This window comes from Acidovorax sp. KNOB132 (assembly GCF_057541515.1).
The window spans coordinates 1-19,555 of the sequence record NZ_BAAJYT010000064.1; the positions used below are offsets into that span (position 1 = coordinate 1).

At 68.1% G+C, this 19,555-nt stretch carries 15 protein-coding genes; 3 read left to right on the forward strand and 12 right to left on the reverse strand.

Annotated features, from left to right (window positions below; translation table 11 throughout):
• Positions 1-602, forward strand: a 602-nt coding sequence (locus tag AC27IO_RS11120) for an anti-sigma factor family protein (protein ID WP_498738971.1), incomplete at its 5' end; no start/stop codon positions are given.
• 9 nt (positions 603-611) lie between these two features.
• On the opposite strand, the gene AC27IO_RS11125 is transcribed toward AC27IO_RS11120, so the two are convergent.
• The gene (locus tag AC27IO_RS11125) at positions 612-1,715 is read right to left on the reverse strand and encodes an enoyl-CoA hydratase/isomerase family protein (protein WP_498738972.1); all 1,104 of its coding nucleotides are present in this window, start codon (positions 1,713-1,715) and stop codon (positions 612-614) included.
• Positions 1,716-1,966: 251 nt separating this feature from the next.
• On the opposite strand from AC27IO_RS11125, the gene AC27IO_RS11130 reads away from it, so the two are divergent.
• Entirely contained in the window at positions 1,967-3,901 is a 1,935-nt protein-coding gene (locus AC27IO_RS11130; protein WP_498738973.1) for an ABC transporter ATP-binding protein/permease, read from the forward strand.
• On the opposite strand, the gene typA is transcribed toward AC27IO_RS11130, so the two are convergent.
• The 9 genes from typA to AC27IO_RS11175 form a co-directional block, all read right to left on the reverse strand.
• On the reverse strand, positions 3,831-5,651 hold the full coding sequence (typA, locus tag AC27IO_RS11135; RefSeq protein ID WP_498738974.1) for a translational GTPase TypA: 1,821 nt from the start codon (positions 5,649-5,651) through the stop codon (positions 3,831-3,833). The genes AC27IO_RS11130 and typA overlap by 71 nt on opposite strands.
• Positions 5,648-6,637, reverse strand: a complete 990-nt coding sequence (truB, locus tag AC27IO_RS11140; RefSeq protein ID WP_487089823.1) for a tRNA pseudouridine(55) synthase TruB — start codon at positions 6,635-6,637, stop codon at positions 5,648-5,650. Before truB ends, typA begins: the two co-directional genes overlap by 4 nt.
• Before the next feature lie 89 nt (positions 6,638-6,726).
• On the reverse strand, positions 6,727-7,098 hold the full coding sequence (gene rbfA, locus AC27IO_RS11145) for a 30S ribosome-binding factor RbfA (RefSeq protein ID WP_487089821.1): 372 nt from the start codon (positions 7,096-7,098) through the stop codon (positions 6,727-6,729).
• 15 nt (positions 7,099-7,113) lie between these two features.
• On the reverse strand, positions 7,114-9,963 hold the full coding sequence (gene infB / locus AC27IO_RS11150; RefSeq protein ID WP_272568710.1) for a translation initiation factor IF-2: 2,850 nt from the start codon (positions 9,961-9,963) through the stop codon (positions 7,114-7,116).
• Between the two features lie 23 nt (positions 9,964-9,986).
• Positions 9,987-11,471, reverse strand: a complete 1,485-nt coding sequence (nusA, locus tag AC27IO_RS11155; protein WP_272568708.1) for a transcription termination factor NusA — start codon at positions 11,469-11,471, stop codon at positions 9,987-9,989.
• 76 nt (positions 11,472-11,547) lie between these two features.
• Positions 11,548-12,138 carry a ribosome maturation factor RimP gene (gene rimP, locus AC27IO_RS11160; RefSeq protein ID WP_498738975.1) on the reverse strand — a complete coding sequence of 197 codons (591 nt, stop codon included), beginning with the start codon at positions 12,136-12,138 and terminating at the stop codon, positions 11,548-11,550.
• Positions 12,139-12,390: 252 nt separating this feature from the next.
• Positions 12,391-12,771, reverse strand: a complete 381-nt coding sequence (locus AC27IO_RS11165; RefSeq protein ID WP_498738976.1) for a thioredoxin family protein — start codon at positions 12,769-12,771, stop codon at positions 12,391-12,393.
• 17 nt (positions 12,772-12,788) lie between these two features.
• A complete protein-coding gene (locus tag AC27IO_RS11170) occupies positions 12,789-14,078 on the reverse strand; it encodes a c-type cytochrome (RefSeq protein WP_498738977.1) in 1,290 nt (429 codons plus the stop codon).
• Positions 14,075-14,842, reverse strand: a complete 768-nt coding sequence (locus AC27IO_RS11175; RefSeq protein ID WP_498738978.1) for a c-type cytochrome — start codon at positions 14,840-14,842, stop codon at positions 14,075-14,077. Before AC27IO_RS11175 ends, AC27IO_RS11170 begins: the two co-directional genes overlap by 4 nt.
• Positions 14,843-15,015: 173 nt before the next feature.
• Between AC27IO_RS11175 and AC27IO_RS11180 the strand changes: the two genes are divergently transcribed.
• On the forward strand, positions 15,016-16,506 hold the full coding sequence (locus tag AC27IO_RS11180) for an aminotransferase-like domain-containing protein (RefSeq protein WP_498738979.1): 1,491 nt from the start codon (positions 15,016-15,018) through the stop codon (positions 16,504-16,506).
• Positions 16,507-16,554: 48 nt separating this feature from the next.
• Here the strand turns inward: AC27IO_RS11180 and AC27IO_RS11185 are convergent, their stop codons facing one another.
• A complete protein-coding gene (locus AC27IO_RS11185) occupies positions 16,555-18,648 on the reverse strand; it encodes an alpha/beta hydrolase domain-containing protein (protein ID WP_498738981.1) in 2,094 nt (697 codons plus the stop codon).
• A gap of 186 nt (positions 18,649-18,834) precedes the next feature.
• Positions 18,835-19,555, reverse strand: a 721-nt coding sequence (locus AC27IO_RS11190) for a Bug family tripartite tricarboxylate transporter substrate binding protein (RefSeq protein WP_498738980.1), incomplete at its 5' end; no start/stop codon positions are given.

Consider the following 19,555-nt stretch of genomic DNA (forward strand, 5'->3'; position numbering starts at 1 on the left):
GCCGCCTGGAGGCCGTGCGGGAGCGCGCTGCCCGCTGGTGGCGCCTGGGCAGCATGGCCGCCTCGCTGCTCCTCGCCTTCGGCCTGGGCTGGACCGTGCATGGGCAATGGCCCACCGACCACCGCGGCCAGGCCGCCGGCCGCATGGCCGATGCCGCACCTGCCGTCGCCCGCCGATTCGCACAACAGGCCGCCGTGGCGCACGCGGTGTACCAGCCGGAGCAGCGGCACCCCGTGGAGGTGGCCGCCGCCCAGCAGGAGCATCTGGTGCAGTGGCTGTCCAAGCGGCTCGGGCGGCCGCTCAGGATTCCCGTGCTGGCGGCCCAGGGGTACGAGCTGGTGGGCGGGCGGCTGCTGCCGGGAGACACGGGCGCGCGGGCCCAGTTCATGTACCAGAACGCCGCCGGAGAGCGCGTCACCCTGTACCTCGGCGCCTTGGCGGCGGGCCAGCCCGGCGCCGCCGACACGGCTTTCCGCTTCGATGCGGACGGCCCGGTGCCCTGCTTTTACTGGACGGATGGCGGCTTCGGCTATGCGCTCAGCGGCGCCCTGCCGCGCGCCGCCCTGCTGGGGCTGGCGACGGCGGTGCATCCGCAGTTGTGATGGCCGCGCTCAGCGCAGCGCGGCCAGCGGGTGGGCATGGGCCGGCCACGGGCTCTCGAAGAACGGTGCCACCGTCTCCGGCGTCACGTCCTCGATGCGCGCCGGGCTCCAGCGCGGCGTGTGGTCCTTGTCCACCGCCAGGGCCCGGATGCCTTCGACCGTTTCGCTCTGGCCGGGGCGCAGGAAAAAGCAGTGGCGCACCATGTCGCGCTCCATGCGCAGATCGGCGGCCAGGTCCATGCGGCGGGCGCGGCGGATCTGCTCCAGCACCACGTGCAACATGAGCGGAGAGCGCTTGCGCAAGGTGGCTGCCGTGGTGCGGGCCCAGTCGGTGCCGGCGGCCTCCAGGGCCGCCATGATGGCCTGGACGCTGTCCAACGCGAAATATCGATCGATTTCGGCCGATGCCTTAGTACTCATTGCCTCTTTTGCTACAAATTTAGTAGCAATCGATGCCTGCACCGCCGCTGCGTCGGTGAAGGACTCCGTGCCCAGCGCATCCCAGACCGCCGCCTGCCGATCGGACGGCAGGCATCCGTCGGCCAGGCCCAGCGCCACCGCATCGCCCGCGCCGATGGTGTCCCCCGTCAGGCCCAGCCATTCGCCCGCGTGTCCCGGGCAACGCGACAGGAAGTAGCCGCCCCCCACGTCCGGAAACAGGCCGATGGCCGTCTCGGGCATGGCCATCTTCGTGCGCTCGGTCACGATGCGTAGGCTGGCCCCCTGGCTGATGCCCATGCCGCCGCCCATCACGATGCCGTCCATGAACGCGATGTAGGGCTTGCCGTAGTGGTGGATCAGGTGGTTGAGCGCGTATTCCTCGGTGAAGAAATCCTCCAGCCTCGGATCGCCCTGGCTGCCCGCCTGGTGCAGAAAGCGGATGTCGCCGCCCGCGCAGAAGGCGCCGAACGGGCCTTCCTTGTTGCTGCCGCGAATGGCCACCGCCAGGATGCGCTCGTCGTCCTGCCAGGCCAGCAGGGTCTCCATGAGCGCGCGCACCATGCCCAGCGACAGCGCATTCAGTGCCCGGGGGCGGTTGAGGGTGATGAACCCCACCTGCCCGCGCACCTGGGCCAACACCTCTGCGGCCGCTGCCGTCGTCGTCTCCGTCATCGCTGTTCCTTTTTTCAATCGGTTCACGGTCTGAAAGGCCCGCTCGCACGCTGGCGGCCGGCCCGGGCGGAATCTTAGGGCCTGTGGCCCGCAGCGAATGTCAGGCGGTGGACAGGTGCCGGCACCTCGCACGCAACAAAGCACGCAACAAAGCACGCAGCGACGCACGGGAGCGCGTTTAAGGCCCGGCTAAGCCAGCCGCCCGGCGCGCGCGGCACACTGGCCATCCCCCCACAACGATCGCGCCCTCGATGCCCCATCCCCCGCTTGCCAAGACGTCCGCCTGGTCGCTGATCCGCCCCTACTGGTTCTCGCAGGAGCGCTGGCCCGCGCGGGGCCTGCTGGCATTGATCGTGGCGATGAACCTGGGCATCGTGTACATCAACGTGCGCATCAACGCCTGGAGCGCGGACTTCTTCAACGCCCTGGAGGCGCGGGACACTGCCCGTTTCGGCCCCCTGCTGCTGCTGTTCACCGGGCTGGCGCTGGCCTACATCGTCCTGGCCGTGTATGCGCTGTACTTCAAGCAGATGCTGGGCTTTCGCTGGCGCCGGTGGCTCACGACCGACTACCTGCAGCGGTGGCTGCACGGCAACGCGTTCTACCGCATCGAGCGCGACCGGCTGGCCGACAACCCGGACCAGCGCATCGCCGATGACCTCAGCAGCCTGGCGACCACCACCCTCGCGCTGACGCTGGACCTGCTGTCCACGGTGGTCACCCTCGGTTCGTTCGTTGTGATCCTCTGGTCGGTGGGCGGGCCGCTGCTGGTGCATGTGGCGGGCTACAGCGCCACCATTCCGGGCTACATGGTCTGGGCCGCTGCGGCCTATGCCCTGGTGGGCTCGGTCGCCATGCAGGCCTTCGGCCACCGCCTCGTGGCCGTGAACTACCGCCAGCAGCAGGTGGAGGCGCACTTCCGCTTCGGCCTGGTGCGGGTGCGCGAAAACGCGGAACCCATTGCGCTGTACGACGGCGCACGGGCCGAAGCCGCCCAGTCCGCCACCCTGTTCGGCCGCATCCAGGACAACTGGCGGATGGTGATGCGCTACACCAAGCGCCTCACGCTGGTGAACTCGCTGTACGCGCAGGTGGCCGTGGTGCTGCCGCTCGCGCTGGCGGCGCCGCGGTACTTCGCGGGCGCCTACAGCTTCGGGGTGCTGATGCAGATCAGCCGGGCCTTCGACACGGTGAGCGGAGCGATGTCCTGGTTCATCAACAGCTACGGCACGCTGGCGGAATGGCGCGCCACGGTGAACCGGCTGGCCGAGCTGCGCGACGTGCTCGCCACCGTGCCTGCCACGCCGTCCGAAGGAATCCAGTGGCGAGCCGGGGACGGCTCCGTGCTGGCGACGCACGGCCTGCAACTGGCCCTGCCCGGCGGCGCCACGCTGCTTCGCGTGCCCGACCTGCGCATCGCACCCGGCGAGCGCTGGCTGCTGCGGGGCCCCTCCGGTGCGGGCAAGAGCACCCTGCTGCGCGCGCTGGCCGGCCTGTGGGACTTCGGCAGCGGCACCATCGAGCGGCCGCGCGCGCGGATGCTCTTCGTGCCGCAGCGCAGCTACCTGCCGATGGGAAGCCTGGCCGATGCGCTCGCCTACCCGGACACGGCCGGCGAACACCCCGAAGCGCAGGTGCGCGAGGCACTGCAGGCGGTGGGGCTCGCACCGTTCAGCGGCCTGCTCGGCGAGGTGGCGCCCTGGGCCCAGCGCCTGTCTCCCGGCGAGCAGCAGCGCCTGGCCTTCGCGCGCGTGCTGCTGCAGCAACCCGAATGGCTGATGCTGGACGAGGCCACCAGCGCGCTGGACCCGGCGGCCGAGCGCATGCTCTACACGCTGCTGGCCGAGCGCCTGCCTGCCGCCACGGTCATCAGCGTGGGCCACCGGGACGCGCTGGCCGACTTCCATGCACGCGAATGCGTGCTGGCGCCGAGCCACGCACCGCAGGCGATCGCCACCTCCACCCTGCCCGGGCAGGGCGCCCAGCCGGGGAGACCGCCCTGCCTGCCTGAGCCCTGGGGCACCGCAGGAAAGGCAACGAGAAAAAGAAAAAGGCACCTTGCGGTGCCTTTCTCGAAGCCAGCGAAGGGGATCGAATCCCCCTCACACTCATCGGTCAGCGGCCGGCGCGCTTGCGCTCGTTTTCCGTCAGGAAGCGCTTGCGCAGGCGCACGCTCTTGGGCGTGATCTCGACCAGTTCGTCGTCCTCGATGAACTCCACGCCGTATTCCAGCGTGAGGTCGATCGGGGGCGTGATCTTGATCGCGTCTTCCTTGCCGGAGACGCGGAAGTTGGTCAGCTGCTTGGTGCGCGTGGCGTTCACGATCAGATCGTTGTCGCGGCTGTGGATGCCGACGATCATGCCTTCGTACACCGGATCGTTCGCCTTCACGAACATGCGGCCGCGGTCATCCAGCTTGCCCAGGGCGTAGGTGAAGATTTCACCGTCGTCCATGGAGATCAGCACGCCGTTCTTGCGGCCGCCGATGGCGCCCTTGTGCGGTTCGTAGCTGTCGAAGATGTTGGAGATCAGGCCCGAGCCGCGCGTCAGGTTCAGGAATTCGTTGGTGAAACCGATCAGGCCACGGGCCGGAATGCGGTACTCCAGGCGCACGCGGCCACGGCCGTCCGACTCCATGTTCACCAGCTCGCCCTTGCGCTCGCCCAGGGCCTGCATCACGCCGCCCTGGTGGGTTTCTTCGATGTCGGCCGTCACCAGCTCGATCGGCTCGTGCTTTTCGCCGTTGATGTCGCGGAACACCACGCGCGGCTTGGACACGGCCAGCTCATAGCCTTCGCGGCGCATGTTTTCCAGCAGGATGGTCAAGTGCAGTTCGCCACGGCCCATCACCTCGAAGATGCCTTCTTCGTCGGTTTCCTTCACGCGCAGGGCCACGTTGTGCTGCAGTTCCTTTTGCAGGCGGTCCCAGATCTGGCGGCTGGTCACGAACTTGCCTTCGCGGCCGGCCAGGGGCGAGGTGTTCACGCAGAAGTTCATGGTCAGCGTGGGCTCGTCCACCTTGAGCATGGGCAGCGGCGCGGGATTGGAGGGGTCGGTCACGGTCACGCCGATGCCGATGTCCTCGATGCCGTTGATCAGCACGATGTCGCCCGGGCCGGCCAGGGGCGTCTGCATGCGGTCCAGGCCCTGGAAGGTCAGCACCTGGTTGATGCGGCCCTTGACGCTCTTGCCCTCGGGGCCTTCCATCACCAGCACGTCCTGGCCGGGCTTCACAGTGCCCTGGCTGATGCGGCCCACGCCGATGCGGCCCACGAAGGTGGAGAAATCGAGCGCCGAGATCTGCAGCTGCAGCGGAGCGGTCAGGTCACCCGAGTTCGGGGGCACGTGCTTGAGGATGGTGTTGAACAGGGCCGACATGTCGGGGCCCCACTGCTCGCCGGGAGCGCCTTCTTCCAGCGAAGACCAGCCATTGATGCCCGAGGCATACACCACGGGGAAGTCGAGCTGCTCGTCGGTCGCGCCCAGCTTGTCGAACAGGTCGAACGCGGCGTTCACCACCTTGTCGGGGTTGGCACCGGGCTTGTCCACCTTGTTCACTACCAGGATCGGGCGCAGGCCCAGGGCCAGGGCCTTCTTGGTCACGAAACGCGTCTGGGGCATGGGCCCTTCTTGCGCGTCGATCAGCAGCACCACGCTGTCCACCATGGACAGGGCACGTTCCACTTCGCCGCCGAAGTCCGCGTGGCCCGGGGTGTCGACGATGTTGATGTGCGTGCCTTCCCAGCTCACGGCGCAGTTCTTGGCCAGGATGGTGATGCCCCGCTCTTTTTCGATGGCGTTGTTGTCCATCACGGTATCGACGACCTTTTCGTGGTCGGCGAAGGTGCCGGACTGGCGCAGCAGCTGGTCGACCATGGTGGTTTTGCCGTGGTCAACGTGCGCGATGATGGCGATATTGCGGATTTGTTTGCTCATAGTGCTTCCAATATGCCGCGCTCTACCTGCGGCGTGCTTTCTAGAATCTGTTGAATTTCCAAGGGGCTCAGGAGCCGGTCGGGCACCAGTTCACCCGCAGTGGTGTGGCCCACGCCCAGCAGGGCATGGGGATCGTCTCCGAAGACCGCGACCGCGGGCGCATCGGGCCAGGGGCCGCGGCGGCGCACGCCGGACAGGAACCGCCCGGCATTCTCGCTGTCCAGCGTGACACGCACATGCTGTGCCAGCAGGATCTCGGCGGGGTGCACGCAGGCCATGCGCTCACCCTCGTCCATCGCTTCCAGCGCAGCCAGCGTGACGCAGCGCTCCACGCCCAGCCCGCCGGTGTCGATGCGCCGCAGGAACGTGAGGTGCGCACCGCAACCGAGCGCGGCACCGATGTCCTCGCCCAGCGTGCGAATGTAGGTGCCCTTGCTGCAGGTTACTATTATTTTGATAGCAGCATGCCCTAGTGTTTCTTGCACCGGAGCCAGTTTCAATGCATGGATGACCACGTCGCGCGCCTCGCGCTCCACGGCAATGCCGGCGCGTGCGTACTCGTACAGCGCCTTGCCATCCTTCTTGAGCGCGCTGTGCATGGGCGGCACCTGGCGGATCGGTCCCGTGAACTGGCGTTGCACCTCGGCCAGGCGCTCGGGCGTGAGTTGCGCCGGATCGACCTCGCGCTGCGCCAGCACCTCGCCCTCGGCGTCGCCGGTGGTGGTCGTCGTCCCCAGCAGGGCGATGGCCTCGTAGGTCTTGGGAGCGTCCAGCTGCAGCTGGCTGAACTTGGTCGCCGCGCCGAAGCACAGCGGCAGCACGCCCGTCGCGAGGGGATCGAGCGTACCGGTGTGGCCCGCCTTCTCCGCTCGCAGCAGCCACTTGGCCTTCTGCAGGGCATCGTTGCTCGACAGGCCCAGCGGTTTATCGAGCAGCAGCACGCCATGCACCGGACGCCGCTGGATGCGGGTGCGCGGCGCGCGCACCGCACCGCCACGCGGCCCGTTCGCTGCGTGCAAATCGCTGCCCCCCAAGGGGGCACTCGCTCCCTGGGGCGGCCCGTCGGTATGCATGCTCAGTCTTCTTGGGCGCGCGAAGAAACCGCCTTGGCGATCAAGGCATTCATATCGGCCGCACGCTCGGTGGTGCGGTCGAACACGAAGTGCAGCGTGGGCACGGTGTGGATGTGCAGGCGCTTGAACAGGCCGTTGCGCAGAAAGCCCGCGGCCTGGTTCAGCGCCACCTGCGTGGATTCGGGGTCACCGATCAGCACGCTGAAGAAGACCTTGGCATGCGCGTAATCGGGAGTCACCTCCACGGCCTGCAACGTCACCATGCCCACGCGCGGATCTTTCAATTCGCGCGCGATCAGCTCCGTCAGATCGCGCTGGATCTGATCGGCGACCTTGAAGCCGCGGTTAGGGGTGGAGGATTTCTTCGCAGCCATGTCGAGCCTCGGGCCTTACAGCGTCCGCGCGATTTCCTTGATGTCGAAGAACTCCAGCTGATCACCTTCCTTGATGTCGTTGTAGTTCTTGAGCTTGATACCGCACTCGAAGCCTTCCTTGACTTCCTTGACATCGTCCTTGAGGCGCTTGACCGAGTCGACTTCGCCCGTGTAGACCACCACGTTGTCGCGCAGCAGGCGGAAGCGTGCGTTGCGATGGACCATGCCCGAGGTGATGTACGAACCGGCAATCGTGCCGATCTTCGTGGCCACGAACACCGTGCGGATCTCGGCCGTGCCGATGACTTCCTCGCGCTGCTCGGGGGCCAGCATGCCGGACATGGCGACCTTCAACTCGTCCACGGCGTCATAGATGATGCTGTAGTAGTGCAGGTCGACGCCGTTGCTCTCGGCCGTCTTGCGCGCGCCGGCATCGGCACGCACGTTGAAGCCGATCACGATGGCCTTGGAGGCGATCGCCAGATTGATGTCGGACTCGCTGATACCGCCCACGCCCGCATACACGAGCTGGACCTTGATCTCGTCCGTGGACAGCTTGAGCAGCGACTGCGACAGCGCTTCCTGAGAACCCTGCACGTCGGCCTTGACGATGATGGGCAGGTACTTGACCTCGCCCGCCGTCATGTCGGCGAACATGTTCTCCAGCTTGGCCGCTTGCTGCTTGGCCAGCTTGGTGTTGCGGAACTTGCCGGCGCGGTAGGTGGCGATTTCGCGGGCCCGGCGTTCGTCGCCCAGCACCATGAATTCGTCGCCGGCCTGCGGCACTTCCGTCAGGCCCTGGATTTCCACCGGGATCGACGGACCAGCCGATTTGGCGACCTTGCCGTTTTCGTCCAGCATGGCGCGCACGCGGCCATAGGTCTGGCCTGCCAGCACCACGTCGCCGACCTTCAGCGTACCGGACTGCACCAGCACCGTGGCCACGGGGCCGCGGCCCTTGTCCAGCTCGGCTTCGATCACGAGGCCCTTGGCCATCGCATCGACCGGGGCACGCAGTTCCAGCACTTCGGCCTGCAGCAGCACCTGCTCCAGCAGGTCGTCGATGCCCATGCCGGTCTTGGAGGACACGGGCACGAAAGGCGAATCGCCGCCGTACTCTTCGGGCACAACCTGCTCGGCCACCAGTTCCTGCTTGACGCGGTCGGGGTTGGCATCGGGCTTGTCGGACTTGGTGATCGCGACCACCATGGGCACACCGGCCGCCTTCGCGTGCTTGATGGCTTCCTTGGTCTGCGGCATGACGCCGTCGTCGGCCGCCACCACCAGGATGACGATGTCGGTGGCCTGCGCACCGCGGGCCCGCATGGCGGTGAATGCCTCGTGGCCCGGGGTGTCCAGGAACGAGATCATGCCGCGCGGCGTTTCCACGTGGTAGGCACCGATGTGCTGCGTGATGCCGCCGGCTTCGCCCGCGGCCACCTTGGCACGGCGGATGTAATCCAGCAGCGAGGTCTTGCCGTGGTCCACGTGGCCCATGACGGTGACCACCGGAGCGCGCCAGACCGATTCGGCCTGGGCACCGGCCACGTCGTCGTTAGTGAAGGCTTCCGGATCGTCCAGCGCCGCCACCACGGCCTTGTGGCCCATTTCTTCCACCACGATCATGGCGGTGTCCTGGTCCAGCGGCTGGTTGATGGTGACCATCTGGCCCATCTTCATCAGCGCCTTGATGACTTCGGACGCCTTGATCGACATCTTGTGCGCGAGCTCGGACACCGTGATGGTTTCGGGCACGTGCACTTCGATGATGCGGGCTTCCACCGGAGCCGATTGCTGGTGATGGTGGTCGTCGCGCTCGTTGCGGCGGCCACGGGGACCCCCGCGCCAGTTGTTGCGACCCACGCCGCCACTGCTGTCGCCGCGCGTCTTGATTTCCTTCTTCTTGGCAGGATCGCCGGCCCAGCTGGACGACAGCTTGGCGGACTTGACCTCCTTGTTGCCGCCGGCGGGCGCGGCCGGTGCACGGGCACCCGGCGCAGCGGCCGGCTTGTGCAGCGTGCCCTTCTTGGCATCGGCACCGGCGGGCTTGGCGGCCGCGGGAGCCGGCTTGGGCTCCTCGGGCTTCTTGGCCACGAGCACCTTCTTGGGCGCAGCCATCATGGCGCGGATCGCCTCGGCTTCGGCCAGGGCCTTGCGGCGGCGTTCGTCCAGATCGACGGCGCGCGCGGTTTCCTCGGCCGCACGGGCCTTGGATTCCTCTTCGGCCTTGGCGCGGGCTTCAGCCTGGGCGGCCTGGCGTGCACTGGCTTCCGCCGCCTGCTCGCGTGAGGCCTCCTGCTTTTCCGCCTGCATCTGGGCCTTGCGGCTTTGCTCCTGCGCGGCGTAGGCAGCGGCACGCTCTTCTGCTTCGCGCTCGCGCTGTTCGCGGGCTTCCCGCTCGCGGCGCTTTTCGTTCAGCTCGGCTTCCTGGTGGCCGATCAGCTCGGCCTGGCGGCGCGCTTCCTCTTCGCGGCGCACGAGGTCCTGCGATTCCGGAGACATCACGGTTTCCGCGGCTTCGGCAGCCTCGTCGGAGCCGGCGTCGGAGGCGCCCTCGCCCCCTTCGTCGCGCTTGATGAAAGTGCGCTTCTTGCGCACTTCCACCTGGATCGTGCGCGCCTTGCCGGTGGCATCGGCCTGCTTGATCTCGCTGGTGGATTTTTTCGTCAAGGTGATCTTCTTGCGATCGGCCGAGGCGGTGCCGTGGCTGGCCTGCAGGAAGGCCAGCAGCTTTTGCTTGTCCGTTTCGGTCAAGGCATCGGTCGGGGCGGCCTTGGCCACCCCGGCAGACTTGAGCTGGTCGAGCAGGGTTTCTGGCGATTTCTTGAGTTCAGTGGCGAACTCGGCGACTGTGTTACTGGACATATTTGGTTCGTACCTCCCCTGACCTACTCTTGCCCCGCGAACCAATGTTCGCGCGCCTTCATGATCAAGGCTTTGGCATCTTCTTCAGACTGGCCGGTCAGGGCGGTCAGTTCGTCAAGGCCTAAGTCGGCCAGATCATCCCGGGTGTTCACGCCGCCTTCGGCGAGCTTGCCGATCAACTCGGGCGTGAGGCCCTCGAGATCGCGCAGGTTCTGCGAAACGCCGTCCACGCTTTCCTCTCGGGCAATTTCCATGGTGAGCAGCGCATCCTTGGCGCGGGCACGCAGCTCGTTCACGGTTTCTTCGTCGAAGCTTTCGATCTCCAGCATTTCCTGCAGCGGCACGTAGGCCACCTCTTCGAGGCTGGCGAAGCCTTCCTCGATCAGGATGTTGGCGATTTCCTCGTCCACATCGAGCTTTTCCATGAACAGCTTGCGGGCCGTGTCGGTCTCGTTGGCCTGCTTTTGCGCACTTTCAGCCGCGTCCATGATGTTGATCTTCCAGCCCGTCAGGTCGGAAGCCAGGCGCACATTCTGGCCACCGCGGCCGATGGCGATGGCGAGGTTTTCCTCGTCCACCACCACGTCCATGGCGTGTTTCTCTTCGTCCACCACGATGGACGACACGTTGGCCGGCGCCAGCGCGCCGATCACGAACTGGGCGGGGTCCTCCGACCACAGCACGATGTCTACCCGCTCGCCGGCCAGCTCGTTGGTGACGGCGTTGACGCGCGTGCCACGCACACCCACGCAGGTGCCGATGGGATCGACGCGCTTGTCGTGCGACAGCACCGCGATCTTGGCGCGGCTGCCGGCATCGCGCGCGCAGCTCTTGATCTCCAGCAGGCCCTGCTCGATCTCGGGCACTTCGTTGCGAAACAGCTCGATCATGAACTCGGGCGCCGAGCGCGAGAGGATGATGGGCGCGCCGCGCAGCGTCAGGTCCACTTCCATGATCATGGCGCGCACGCGGTCGCCATTGCGAAGGTTTTCCTTGGGGATCATCTCGGAGCGGCGCAGGCGGCCTTCCACCCGGCCCGACTCGACGATGATGTCGCCCTTGTCCATGCGCTTGACGGTGCCGGTGAAGATCTTTTCGCCGCGCGACATGAAGTCGTTGAGCAGCATCTCGCGCTCGGCGTCGCGGATCTTCTGCAGGATGACCTGCTTGGCAGCCATGGCGCCGATGCGGCCGATCGGCACGGAATCGACGCCTTCTTCGATGAATTCACCCACTTCGATGTCGGCGATGCGCTCGCGGGCATCCATCAGCAGCTCTTCGGCTTCGGGGTTCTGCAGACCGGCGTCGTCGGGCACGACGAGCCAGCGACGGAAAGTCTCGTAGTTGCCGCTGTCACGGTCGATGGCGACACGGATGTCCACTTCGCCTTGGTACAGCTTCTTCGTGGCCTGGGCAAGGGCCAATTCGACGGCGCCAAAGACCACATCGCGTTCCACGTTCTTCTCACGCGAAATGGCTTCGACCAACATCAACAGTTCGCGATTCATGCGACGACTCTCCTATTTTTCAATCTCTTGAAGGCCGCCGCGCCACGCGCGCCAACCTTTGTATTCGTTCGGTGTGTCAGGCCTGGACCGGCCCGTCTTTGGATCCCCGCCCCTTGAAATCGACGATGGACGCCAGGCGCGCATCGCGCAATTCGTCCAGCGTGAAACCCAGCGCTTGCAGCGGCGCCGGTACCCGTTTCTTGCTGACCCGCTGGCCAGGCTTCACGGGCGGCTCCTCGCTCCAGACGACCTGCCATCCACCGGCTTCGGTACGCTCCAGCGTGCCGCGGAATTTCTTGCGGTTGGCATTGACCTGACCGCCGCCAGCCTCGCCGATGGGCGCCTTGAGCGTGAGGTCCACCATGTGCCCGGTGAAACGGATGAAATCCTGCTCGTGGCGCAGAGGGCGATCAATGCCGGGCGAGGAAATCTCCAGCCGTTTGTACTCGACGCCATCCACTTCCAGCGCGAACTGCAGTTGCCGCGTGACCTTTTCGCAGTCTTCCACGGTGACGAACTGCTCGGGCAGCACGGGCTCGCCCTCCACGGGCGCCTGCCAGGGCAAATCGATGGTGATGCGCAGCAGGCCGCCGGCGGAGCGCTCGATCTCCACCAGGTCATAGCCCAGCCCGGCCACGGTTTGTTCAACGATCTGCTGCAATGCCACGTGTTGTTCTGTTCAGTATCCAGAAGTACAAAAAACCCGATAACCACCTAGGACCTTCCAGGGCAGCTTCGAGCTCCAAAAGCGAACGGCCAAAAAAAAACGGGCGGTAGGTACCCGCCCGTTTGGTCGTGAAGATGCAATTGTAGCCTGTCGCGCGCCGCTTTGCAAAGGCGGCGGCATGCAATTTGCATTGGCGCCACAGGCGTACCGGCTGCCCCTGCGGCGAGCGAGCGAAAACCCGGCGGTTCTCCGCTATCCACGGGCTGCGCGCACCCGTTCGATCAGCGCCTGGGCCTGTGGATCCCGCCCTGCCGGAGGCTGGGATGCCAGGCTGTCGAGCAACCGCGAAAGCACTCCGGACTGGGGCAGCAGCGGACCGAGAAAGCGCGCGCCGGCCGGATCGGCGATGAGCAGGGTCGGGAAGGTTTCCACGTCCAGATCGCCGGCCAGGTCTTCCTCGTCTTCGATGTCCACCCAGACGAAGCGGGCCTGCGGATGGGCTTGCGCCACGGTGTCGAACACCGCCCGGTATTCGCGGCACGCACCGCACCAGCCGGCACACAGGCAGACGACCCACCAGCCGGCGGTCGCGCTGGAAAGGGACATGTCGGGAGAGGCGGCCGGTTCGTGCATGGAAGAAAGGATGGGGCTCAGGGATGGCGCCCCTCGCGGGCGCGGTAGATGTCCATCGTACCCACACTGGCCGCCCGGTTGCCCCAGGCGTTGCGAACATAGGTCGATACCGCCGCCACGTCGTCGTCACCCAGCACGTGACGGAACGGCGGCATGCCGTAGGGACGCGGGTTGCCGGCCGTGGTGGGCGGGTAACCGCCCAGGAGCACCATGCGCACCAGATTGGTCGGATTTTCCATGGTCGCGGCGCGGTTTCCTGCCAGTGCGGGAAACGCCCCAGGCCGGCCCTCGCCGCGCTCTCCGTGGCATTGCGCGCATTGTTGCGAATACACGGCAGCGCCCCGCTCCATGGCCGAAGCGGACGGGGGTGCCACCCCCACCGCCGGCGCCGGGCGTTCGTGTGCGGGCAGCGCGCGCAGGTAGACCGCCATGGCACCCAGGTCGGCGTCGTTCAGGTATTGGGTGCTGCGGAACACCACCTCGGCCATGGGCCCGGTGACCGACCCGCGCGGCGCCACGCCGGTGCGCAACAGCGCCACCACGTCTTCCTGCGGCCAGCCGGCCACACCCGCCTCGGCGGCAGCGTTGAGGGCCGGGGCATACCAGTTCTGTACCGGGATGAGCCCGCCGCGGAACGCCTGCGACTCGCTCGTCGCGCCGAAGGCGTTGCGCGGGCTGTGGCAGGCCGCGCAATGGCCCAGGCCCTGCACGAGGTAGGCACCCCGGTTCCATTCGGCCGACTGCTGTGGATCGGGCGCCAGCGTGCCGGGCCGGAAGAACAGTGCGCGCCAGCCGGCCAGCGCGGCTTGCGTGCTGAACGGGAACGCCAGCGCATGCGGCGTGTTGGTGCGCTGCACGGCCGGCAGGCTGCGCAGGTAGGCGTAGATCGCGTCGGAATCCTCGCGCGTGACGTGGGTGTAGTTGGGGTAGGGAAACGCGGGGTACAGCAGCCGGCCGTCCCGAGACCGGCCGTGGTGCATCGCGCGCCAGAACTCCGCCGCTGTCCAGCGCCCCAGGCCGGTTTCGGCGTCGGGCGTGAGGTTGCTGGCGAACACCACGCCGAACGGCGTCTCCACGCCCCGGCCTCCGGCAAACGGCGCCCCGCCCTGCGCGGTGTGGCACGACATGCAATTGCCCGCACGCGCCAGGTATTCGCCGCGAGGCACGGCCTGCGGCGCGGGCTGGGCCAGGGGCACGTCCTGCGGCGGCAAGGGCGTTTCGCCGCGCAGGTTCAGGTACACCACCAAGGCGCACGCCAAGGCGCCCAGCAGCACCAGGCCGGCCAGCCCTTTCAGCGCGCGCTTCATCGCAAGCCCCCCGATGCGCCCGTGCCGGCAGCGGCCACGCCGCCGCAGGGCATCGGCAGCCGGCCGGGCAAGGCAGCGGCAGGCCGAGCATCGGCGGGCACGGCCTGTGCGGACAGCCAGGCAGTGACCGCACTCACGTCTTCGGGTGCCAGCTGGCGGGCCACATGGGCCATGCAATCGGGCGCCTGGGCACGCCGCTGGCCGGTCTGCCAGGCGCCAATCTGGCTGTTGAGGTAGTCGCGCGGCAATCCGAGCAGGCCGGGAATGGCCGGGGCCACGCCGGTCATGGCGGCCCCATGGCACTGCACGCAGGCCGGAATGCCCAGCGCCGCATCCCCCTGGCGCACCAGCGTGCGCCCGCGCTCCAGGGCCGCAGGAGTCGCCTGGGTCGGGGGCGGCGGCGCGTAGGGCAGGTCCAGCGCGGCGAAATGCGCGGCGATCTCGCGCAGATAGTCGTCGGTCATGTGCTCCAGCAGGTAGGCCATTTGCGGATAGCTGCGGCGGCCGTCCCGGAAATTGAGCAGCTGGTGGTAGAGGTAGCCCGCCGGCTTGCCGGCGATGCGCGGAAAGTAGCCCTCCTGGGTGGCGCGCCCTTCCCGGCCGTGGCAGGCGGTGCAGGCCAGCACGCGGTCGCCCAGCCCGGGAGCAGCCGGCCCGTCGGCAGGGGCCGCCGCGGCGGCTGGCCCCGCAGTGGTCAGCAGCGCGAACAGCGACACAAGGGCCGACAAAGCCAGGCGCCCGGCCCGGCATGCGGTTTCATTCATGGGGGATCCGATCGGACGTGGGAATGCGGCAGGTCTGCCATGTGCGACTCTACGCACCCCGGGCAAAACAGTACAGATTCAGTTTGCCGCTAAAAATACGGATCAGTTGCATGCCATCCACACCGCCACGGCCCATCCGCCGCCGTCCGTCCCTCCCCGGTCCGCTCCCGTCCATGAAACGCTACGAACGCCACGCCGACGCCCTCGCCCAGTTGATCCACAGCGGCGCCCTGCGCGCGGGCGATCGCATGCCCTCGGTGCGGGAAACCAGCCGGGCACGGGGCATCAGCCCATCGACCGTGTTCGCGGCCTACGACCTGCTGGAAGCGCAGGGCCTGGTGCATGCGCGGCCGCGCTCGGGCTACTACGTGAGCCACCGGCAGCCGTCCGCCACGGACCGCGTCCCGGCCGAGCCCCAGCCTTCGGCGCCGCACGACGGCTCGCGCGGCGTGGAGATCAGCGACTTGGTGTTCGACGTGCTGGGATCGGCGCGCGACCCGCACCTGGTGCCGCTCGGGTCGGCGTTTCCGGGCCCTGAACTCTTTCCGCTGGCGCGGCTGGCGCGCTGCCTGTCCAGCGGCATGCGCCGGCTGGACCCGGCCGCCATCGTGCAGCACCTGGCGCCAGGCGACGAGCGGCTGCGCCAGCAGATCGCGCTGCGCTACGGCCTGCACGGCATGGCGGTGGATGCGGCCGAGATAGTGACCACCAACGGCGCGATGGAGGCGCTCAACCTGTGCCTGGAGGCCATCACGCAGCCGGGCGACATCGTGGTGCTGGAGTCGCCCACCTTCTATGCGGCGCTGCAGGCGCTGGAGCGGCTGCGGCTGCGCGCGGTGGAGATCACCACCCACCCGCGCGAAGGCATCGACCTGGGCGCACTGGAGCGCGCGCTGCATGCGCACCCCGTCAAGGCCTGCTGGCTGATGCCCACGTTCCAGAACCCGCTGGGCAGCACACTGCCCGAGGAGCGCAAGGAGGCGCTGGTGGCGCTGCTGGCCCGCCACGGCGTGCCGCTGATCGAGGACGACGTGTATGGCGAACTGCACTTCGCCCCGCGCCGCCCACCGCCGGCCAAGGCCTTCGACACCGGGGGCCAGGTGCTGCACTGCAGCTCGTTCAGCAAATGCCTGGCGCCCGGCTACCGCGTGGGCTGGGTGGCCGCGGGCCGCTTCGCCGGCGCGGTGCAGCGATTGAAACTGATGACCACGCTCTCGACCGCCACGCCGTCGCAGCAGGCGCTGTCGGAATACCTGGACCAGGGCGGCTACGACCGGCACCTGCGCCAGCTGCGCGGCACGCTGGCGCGCCAGCAGGCGCGTGCACGGGCGCTGATCGCCGAGCACTTTCCGCCCGGCACGCGCGTGTCGCGGCCGGACGGCGGGTATTTCCTGTGGGTGGAGCTGCCCCAGTCCGTGGATGCCCTGGCCCTGCACCGCGCGGCCCTGGGCCAGGGCATCGGCCTGGCGCCGGGGCACCTCTTTTCCACCGACCGGCGCTTCTCGCACTGCGTGCGCATCAACTGCGGCCACCCGGCCGCGGCGCGCTTCGACGAGGCCCTGCGCACCGTGGGCGCGCTGGCCGGCGCGCTGTGCCGAGATGGGTCCAACGGCGCCGCTACCGATTGCTATAAAATAAATAGCAACAGAGGCAATGATGACTAGGGCATCGGCACTTTTTCTTTCAAACCGCCGCCCCGCCATCCTTCCGCGTCAGGGAAGCACGGAAGACGACCTGGCCTTGGCCACCAGCGCATCCGCATCGCGCCGCAGCAGCAGGCGCCCCGCCACCAGTGCATCGGCCGCCTGGGTAACAGCAGCCACGTAGCCGGCCTGCGTGCCGTACCGCTCTTCCAACGACGGCCGCGCATCGCCCGCCGCCAGCCGCGCGGCGCGCGTCTTGTGGAAGGGAATGAAGCTGCCGGTGAGGTTGGACAGATCGGTGATGCCCGGCGTGGCCACGTAGTTGAACTCGATGCTCGTGCCCAGCGGGGCGCGCGCTTCCACGCTCTGGATGCCGGCGCGGGCCAGGCCGGTGGACGGGTCCACCTGCGGCACCAGGATGGCGTAGTCGCGGCCCACGGCGCGTGGGGGCTGCAGCGTGGCGATGCCGGACTCGTCCTGCGGCACGTACTGCGGCCCGAAATCCAGTAGCGAGAAGCCGTTGTAGCGCGCCAGGTAGTCGAACGCCGGGATGGCGGTCGGCGTGCCGCCCACGCTCCAGGTCAATCCCCGCATGGCCGGATACACGAGCTTCGCGGGCGGCACCAGCGTGCCGTCGGCCACTTTGGGCACCTGGCTGGCCGGCGGCTCGGTGCCGCGCACCACCCAGTCTTCCAGTGCGATGAACAGCGCGCGGAAGGTGTCGGTGAAGTGCACCACCGTGCCGGCCGGGTAGACATTGCGCGTGGGCGCGTAGCTGATGCTTTCGGTGCCGCCCGTGCCGCCGTGCTGCGTGCTGGCGTAGTAGTAGATGCGTGCATTGGCGGGCTGGGCGAGGTCGCGCAGGCCGTTGGCATCCGTCAGCACCGGCGAGCCCTGCAGCTGCCAGAACTCGGTGCCCGACAGGCCCAGGAAGAACTTCGGGCAGGTGTCGGTGGCCGCGCAGCGCTTCATCACGCCGCCCTGCCGGCCGCTCACCTCGTCGCTGTAGTCCTTGTCCAGCCCGCGCGGCGCCGTCTGGCCGAAGGCCGTGTGGTCGGTGCGCAGCCCACCGCCGCCGCCCGGCACGGCAAAGCGCGTGTTGATGTGGGTCTGGCGCGCGGCCACGTGGGCGAACATGCCGTCGAACACCTTGCCGCCGCGCAGCGACTGGTTGAAGCCCAGGTGCAGGAAGGTCTTCATCGCATTGCCCGACTGCGAGGTGCCCTGCCCCAGCGTGGACTGGATGCGGCCGGCGACCGGGTTGGCCCGGCCATCGGCATCGGCCGCCGCGCTGCGGAAAAAGCTCACCGTGTCGCGCAGCGCCGCCAGGCCCACGCCCATGACCTTGGGGTCTTTCGCCACATAGACCAGCTCGTACAGGTACTGCGGATCGAAGCCGCCCTGCAGGCACACGCTGGCCGGGTTGGGCGTGCCCGGGAACGGGTTGGCGGCCGCATCGCAGGTGGCGAACTTCCACTGGCCCGAGGGCACGGGCTCGCGCGCATCGGTCTCGTTGCGCCGGCGGGTGAGCGAATAGCCGGGTTGGGTGTTGTCCAGGCTGGCGGGCTCGTACGGGATCATGGTGCCGTTGAACACGCCGCCCGGCAGCGCCATGGCAGCCACAGCGGCCGTGGGCACGAGTTCGGTGCGGTACGGGCCGGTGATGGTGCTGCCGTCCTGGTTCCGGGCCACGGGCACCGTCACGGTCAGGCGAGCGGGCGTGCTCTTGGGCACATCGCCCTGCCAGGCCGAATACAGCATCACGTAGCCCCGCTCGAAGTACACCGCATCGCCCGGCGTCGCGGCCGGGTTGGGCTGCGTGAGGATGTTGCCGCGGTTGGGCGCGTCGTAGCGCAGCACGCCGCTGGCGCGGGCCATGTCCTTGGGCTTGAGCATCACGAAGTCGGCGCTGTACTCCACCATGCCGCGCGCATTGACGGGGGCCAGCTGCAGGTCCTGGATCACCGCATTGCGCGGGTCGGCGGGATCGACCTCGCCGCGCAGGGTGCCGGTCAGTTTCTCGTAGGCGCCCACGCTGCCGTAGGTGCCCGCGACGTCCTCGGTGGCCGTGATGGACAGGCGCATCTGCGGGGCGGTGGCCGCGGGCGGGGAATCGCTGCCGCCGCAGGCGGCCAGCAGCGCTGCGGCCAGCACGGGCGCCATGGCGCGCAGCCGGGGGCGACCCAGCGGGGAAATCGCGAAGGACGGGAATGTCATGGTCTTGTCTCCGGAAGGTTCTTGGGTGTTGTCGTCGGTACAGGGCAAGGCTGCGCCCACCCCGCCGTGCGCTGCGGCGGGGACGTGCGCGCCTTCAGGGCGCGGCCCGATGGGCCGTGAGGGGGCGAGAACCTATTCGGGCTGGATGCCCGCGGCCTTGATGACCTGGCCCCATTTCTGGGTTTCGGCGGCCTGGAACTTCGCGAGTTCGTCGGAGGTGGTGGTCCAGGCCTCGGAGCCCGCCATGTCGTAGAACGACTGGGCCGCCGCGCTCTTGGTGGCCTGCCCAAGCAGTTCGTTGAGCCGCGCCACCACGGGGGCCGGCGTGCCCGCAGGCACGTAGGCGGCGAACCAGTAGCCCATGTCGTAGCCCTTCACGCCGGCCTCTTCGATGGTGGGCACGTCGGGCAGTTGCGCACCGCGCTTTTTCGTCGAATAGCCCAGCGCGCGCAGCTTGCCGGCCTTGATCTGCGGCACGCCCGTCGAGGTGTCGGTGATCATCAGATCGATCTGCCCGCCCAGCAGGTCGGTGATGGCCAGGGGGTTGCTCTTGTAGGGCACGTGCAGGATGTCCACGCCGGCCAGTTGCTTGAGCATCTCCCCCGCGACGCGGCTGGACGAACTGCCGCTGCCAAAGCTGAGCTTGCCCGGGCTCTTCTTGGCCGCCGCGATCAGCTCGCCCACGTTCTTGTAGGGCGCCGCGGCGTTCACCACCAGCACCTGGCCGCCCTTGCCCAGGCCGGTGACCGGCACGAAATCCTTCACCGGGTCATAGGACAGCTTTTTGTACAGGTGCTCGTTGGCGGCGTGCGTGGTGTTGGTGGTGACGAGCACCGTGTAGCCGTCCGGCGCG

Excerpts from the sequence above, each read along its gene's own strand:
- AC27IO_RS11125 (WP_498738972.1), bottom strand. The coding sequence starts at position 1,715 with ATGACGGAGACGACGACGGCAGCGGCCGCAGAGGTGTTGGCCCAGGTG.
- AC27IO_RS11130 (WP_498738973.1), top strand. The coding sequence starts at position 1,967 with ATGCCCCATCCCCCGCTTGCCAAGACGTCCGCCTGGTCGCTGATCCGC.
- typA (WP_498738974.1), bottom strand. The coding sequence starts at position 5,651 with ATGAGCAAACAAATCCGCAATATCGCCATCATCGCGCACGTTGACCAC.
- rbfA (WP_487089821.1), bottom strand. The coding sequence starts at position 7,098 with ATGGCTGCGAAGAAATCCTCCACCCCTAACCGCGGCTTCAAGGTCGCC.
- infB (WP_272568710.1), bottom strand. The coding sequence starts at position 9,963 with ATGTCCAGTAACACAGTCGCCGAGTTCGCCACTGAACTCAAGAAATCG.
- nusA (WP_272568708.1), bottom strand. The coding sequence starts at position 11,471 with ATGAATCGCGAACTGTTGATGTTGGTCGAAGCCATTTCGCGTGAGAAG.
- AC27IO_RS11165 (WP_498738976.1), bottom strand. The coding sequence starts at position 12,771 with ATGCACGAACCGGCCGCCTCTCCCGACATGTCCCTTTCCAGCGCGACC.
- AC27IO_RS11170 (WP_498738977.1), bottom strand. The coding sequence starts at position 14,078 with ATGAAGCGCGCGCTGAAAGGGCTGGCCGGCCTGGTGCTGCTGGGCGCC.
- AC27IO_RS11175 (WP_498738978.1), bottom strand. The coding sequence starts at position 14,842 with ATGAATGAAACCGCATGCCGGGCCGGGCGCCTGGCTTTGTCGGCCCTT.
- AC27IO_RS11180 (WP_498738979.1), top strand. The coding sequence starts at position 15,016 with ATGAAACGCTACGAACGCCACGCCGACGCCCTCGCCCAGTTGATCCAC.
- AC27IO_RS11185 (WP_498738981.1), bottom strand. The coding sequence starts at position 18,648 with ATGGCGCCCGTGCTGGCCGCAGCGCTGCTGGCCGCCTGCGGCGGCAGC.